Genomic DNA, 5,365 nt, shown 5'->3' on the forward strand with positions numbered 1-5,365 from the left:
CCTGCAATAATGCGTCATCGTTGACGTCCATCGCGAGCAGGCTCGCTCCCACAGGGGGTAGCGTGTTTTCAAGTTCGGCGGTGACGCTGCCCAGTTCGCGAATGCTCAGGGTACGGCTGCCGTCACTGCGAATCAGGCCCATGGCCGATGGGTCGAGGCTCTCATCGAGCAAACCGCGCAAGGCCCGGATACGCTCCGGTTGCGGGCTGACTTCCTGACCGGCAGCGAGTTCGTCGAGCATGTTGATCAGCGCTTCGTGGGCACTTTGTGCCTCATGGAAAAACGCCTCGCTGACCGCCAGGCTGCTTTCCTCGACGGCACCGTAGAGATCGAGCAAGGCTTCACAGAGCTCATCCACCGGATGCAAGTCGGCCAGGTGCGCGCCTTCGCCGAGGGTGGTCAATTCATCCAGCAGCGCACTGAGTTCCTGACGTTCACCGGGGTGCTGCTGCCAACGCTGCAACAGGCTTTCGGCGTCCAGCAGGATGTCCATGCCCTGGGCGAGAAAGTTGTTGATCAACTGCGGATCGCGCTTGGTTCGCAGCGCCATGCTCGGCGTGTTTAACAGCGCTTGCAGACGCTCGGCCAGCAACGCCTGGGTTCTTTCGATCAACGAACGGGCGCCAGGAATCTCGGCCAGCGGATCGACCTTGAGCTGTCGCAGCCCGACGCGGAACACGCCTTCGGCTTCGAGCAGCAGTTCGACCTCGTCGAGGTCCAGGGCGATCAGGTGCGCCTTGTACTCGCGGGCCAGGTGATCCAGCGGCGCGGCCAACTCGGCAATCGGCAACACACCGGCCATGGACGCGCTGCCTTTGAGCGTGTGCAAGGCGCGTTGCAATTCGTCGCTGGCCTGCAACGGCACCTGTTCGGCGGCCTGATCGAGGAAACGGTTGAGGCTGGCCAGATGGGTTTCGGCCTCGTTGCGGAAGATTTCCAGCAACAACGGATCGAGGGCCGCGACATCCTGCTCGTCCTCATCGGCCAACGGCTTGTCACCCTTGGCGAGCGCATGGGCGCGGGCGGCCAATTGGTCGACGTCGTTGCGCTGACGCTGGGCATTGCCGGCAAACTCAGCCACCAGTTCCGGCAGCAGGTTCAATACATCACCGAGCAGTTGCTGCACCGCCGGCCCGGGTTCAACGCTGCGCTCCAACACGCGATTGAGCAGATTTTCCACAGCCCACGCCAGCTCACCCAGCACCAGCGCACGCACCATCCGGCCACTGCCTTTGAGCGTGTGGAAGGCTCGGCGCAGTTCGCTGAGGGTCGATTCGCTTTCGGGTTTGGCCGCCCAGCGCGGCAAGTATTCCCGGAGGATTTCCAGGACCTCGTCGGTTTCTTCGAGGAAGACTTCCCGCAGTTCATCGTCTATCGGCTCTTCACCTGGCGGCGGTGGCAACAGGCTGCCCGGCGTACTCAGGGCCGGCGGATTGACCGCCAACACCGGGTTGGCGAGGACATCGGCCAAGGTCTGGACGACGTCGGGATCGTCCAGTTCCTGCAGGTCTTGCATGACCTGCGCCTCACTCGGGCTGAGCACTTCGTCCAGCACCGGCACAGTCTGTTCGCTGGGGAAAAGGCCGAGCGCGGCCAGGCCCTTTTCCGCCACATCGAGCAATTGCTCTGCGGACGCTTCGGGGTCGTCGCTCAGACGCTCAAGGTAATACTCGATGCTGGTGATGACGTCAGCCAGGCTGTCCAGCGCCTGCCAGCCGGGCTGGTCCGGGTCCAGCAGCAGATGCTCGCGGATAAAGTGGTTGCAGGCTTCGATCAGGCTCGCCACACGGTTCAGCGGGATCATCGCCAGTGCGCCGCGCACCTGAGTGAGCAAGGCCGGCAACGGTTGCAAATGCTGGCGGTCCCAGTCGGCGTCGATGTAGTCGACGATCATGTCCTTGGCTTGTTGCAGGCAGATACGCGCCTCCTTGATCACGATCTGGTGAATCTGCGTCAGGTCAGTGGTTGGCAGGCGGCTGTCTTCCTGGCTCTCCGGCTCGACAGTGCCGACCATGCCGGCCAGCGTCGCCTCGACGTAAAGCAAGGCGCCGGCAACGTCCATCAGGATCGCGTCGTTAGGTTCGCGCTGGCCTTGGGCAAGGCTGAGCACCACCGCGAGTTGATCGATGATGACCTTGCGCGGCTGGCCGAAACCGAGCACCGCCAAGGTGTCGGCGATTTGCCGCAGCGGTGCCAGCAGGCTTTCGAGGTCCGAGGCGTGCTGGCGGTCGCTGCGCACGAACAGGTCCAGGCGTTCTTTGACCCGTACCAGTTCTTCGCACAGCGCGGCCAGCACCGAGCGCATGGCATCGCGGTCAGGGCCGGCCAGCCGAGCCCGTTCTTCGTCGACCATCGCGCTGTCAGGTAGCGCATCGTCCAGTCCGTAGCGATCTTTCATGGTCAGCATCTGCCCGGTGGGGTGTTCGGCTTTGGCGATGTAGAACAGCAAACTCTTGAGCAACTCCGGCGGCGCCGGCTGATTGATCGCGCACATGCCCTGTTCGAGCAGGCGCTTGAGTTCTTTGTCAGCGTCTTTTAACAGGCTGCGCAGGGCCGGGCTGTTGGCGATTGAGCCGCCGCGCATGCCTTCGACCAGCGCCGAGCAAACTTGCCACAACGGGCTCAGCGGCGCATTCCCGCACAGCCCTTCGAGGCGTGAAAACACGGTGTTCAGGTAACCGAGGTGGGTGTCGTCATCTTGCTCGCGCAGCAAGCCGGCCAGGGCCATCTGCAACATCTGGCGCAACTTGCGCAATACGTTCGGCAGGTCCGCCGGTTCCAGCAGCGCCAGCGCCTCTTCATCCAGTGGCGGCAGGTCCGGCAATTGCGGGGTGAACAGGCTGGTTTCCGATAACAGGCTTTCTCCACGGGCGCTGCGCAGGTCGTTGATCAGCGGCAACACCACCAACGGCAAATCGCGGCGCGCGCCTTGTATGCGGTCGAGATAGACCGGCAGCTGACCGATCGCTTGCAGCAACAAGCGGATCGCTTCGTCGCGATGAATGACGCGGTCCTGTTGCAAGGCTGCGGTCAGTTGTTCCATTTCTTCGGCGAGCAGGGCCGCGCCGTAGAACTCGACCATCTGCAAACTGCCGTGAACCTGATGGATGCACGCCAGGCATTCACTGAGGACGTGCGTCGCCTGAGGGTCATCAAGCAACGTTTCAATCGCCTGGTGAGCCACTTTCAGCGTTTCGGCAATCTCGCCTTTGACCCATTCGAGGGCCACATAGTCGTGCCGATCACCCATAACCACTCCGTTCATCGTTCGAGCGCCCGCGGGCGCTTCACACTTTATCCACAGTCTGCGCCTTGGCGGCCGGCAAGGTGAAACCGGACACCGAGCGTCGCAACTGGCTGGCCATTTTCGCCAGGTTACCAATGCTCTCGGCCGTGGCGGTGGAGCCGGACGAGGTCTGCGTGGTGATCTGCTGGATCACGTTCATCGTCAGGGAAATCTGCCCGGCCGAAGACGTCTGCTGTTGGGCCGCGTTGGAAATACTCTGGATCAATGCCGCGAGGGTTTTCGACACGCCTTCGATTTCCTCCAGGGCCACACCGGCATCCTGCGCCAGACGCGCACCGCGCACCACTTCGGTGGTGGTCTGCTCCATGGAAATCACCGCTTCGTTGGTATCGGCCTGGATCGCCCGCACCAGCGTTTCGATCTGCCGCGTCGCGGCGGACGAACGCTCGGCCAGCCGTTGCACCTCGTCGGCCACCACCGCAAAACCGCGTCCGGCATCACCGGCCATGGACGCCTGGATTGCCGCGTTGAGCGCAAGGATGTTGGTCTGGTCGGCAATGTCATCGATCAGGCTGACAATGTCGCCGATCTCTTGGGAGGACTCGCCCAGACGCTTGATGCGCTTGGCCGTGTCCTGAATCTGTTCGCGAATGTTGTCCATGCCGTGGATGGTGTTGTGCACCACTTCGTTGCCCTTGTTGGCAATTTCCACGGAACGCTCGGCCACCGCCGAAGATTCGGCGGCGTTGGCCGAGACCTGATCGATGGACTGTGCCATGTCGTTGATCGCGGTGGAGGCTTCGCTGATCTGTTGCGCCTGATGCTCCGAGGCCTGCGCCAGGTGCATGGCGGTGGCCTGGGTTTCCTGCACGGCGGCGGCAACCTGGCCGGCGGTGAGGTTGATGGTTGCCACGAGATCGCGCAGCTGGTCCACGGAATAGTTGATCGAATCGGCGATGGTCCCGGTGAAGTCTTCGGTCACCGAAGCGGTCACGGTCAGGTCGCCGTCGGCGAGGTCTTCGATCTCGTCGAGCAGGCGCATGATCGCATTCTGGTTGCGTTCGTTCTTCTCGGCCGTCTCGCGCAGCTGACGGTTGGTTTCGCGTACCATCACCATACCGATGAGGATGATCGACATCAGCGCCGCCAGACCCAGTACGTAGCCGCCAATGGTGTCTGTATTGCGCCCGCCGGCAAGGTTTTCGAACCCGGTGGCCAGGTGCGAGGCTTCGTCGAGCAGGGTTTGCGACAAGCTGAAAATATTGGTCGCCGATTCGCGGACCTTGAACAGCTCCGGCGAGGTTTCGAGGATTTCATCGACCGAACCGGAAACGAATTCGAACAGCTCGGAAATCTCGACCAGTCGGGCACGGGCATCCTGGTCTTCGACCTGGCTGACTTTAAGCGCCGGATTGCCCTGGAGCATGCCCGTGAGCACTTGGCCAAAACGCGCGGCGTCGCGGCCGAACGCATCGGCGGCCTGTTGCGAACTTTCGTCGCCGGACAGCACGGTGTTCACCGCGCCAAGGATACGTTCGGCCAACAACGACTGCCGCTGGGCCATCGCGACCTGAGCGGCAGGTGCGCCGCGTTGCAGGAGGATTTCGACGACTTTTTCGTATTCGACCTGCAACTGTGGCACGGTTTCGGCCAGCGTGGCGGCGACTTGATGCAGCGACAAAACCGTCTGTTCGCTGGAAAGGATGGCGTCGGTGTTTTTCAGCAGACGCTCCCAATCCAACTGCACGGCGCGCATTTCCGGGCGCACGGTGGCCGGTGCCGGCGGCAGCCCGGTGGAAGGGTCGCCTTTCTTCAGATAGCCCCAGCGCTGGGCAAAATCGTTGCGTGCATCGCTCAGCAACTTGAACGCCGCAGCCTTGCCGGCGGCGGCTTCAGTGGCGTTTTTGGCGATACGCTGGGACAGCACGCGTAGCTCACCGGCGTGGCCGATGTACTGTTTGTCGTACGAAGACTGGGTGTTGAGATAAGCGAAGTTGGCGAACAGCAGCATGATGAAGACAATCAGCGCGATGAACAGCGCGATGATCTGCGACCGGCTGCGCGACCCTTCCGGCTTGCCTGTTTTTGCTTTTATCATCGGTCCTCGCCTGTTAACCA

2 protein-coding genes are annotated in these 5,365 nt (G+C 62.3%); both read right to left on the bottom strand.

The window, feature by feature from the left end:
* A partial coding sequence (locus Q7W83_RS26540; protein ID WP_473657959.1) for a FimL-related protein occupies positions 1–3,250 on the bottom strand: 3,250 nt, incomplete at its 3' end.
* A gap of 37 nt (positions 3,251–3,287) precedes the next feature.
* A complete protein-coding gene (locus tag Q7W83_RS26545; RefSeq protein WP_150632784.1) occupies positions 3,288–5,345 on the bottom strand; it encodes a methyl-accepting chemotaxis protein in 2,058 nt (685 codons plus the stop codon).
* Positions 5,346–5,365: the final 20 nt, after the last annotated feature.

This window comes from Pseudomonas sp. 300 (assembly GCF_055803035.1).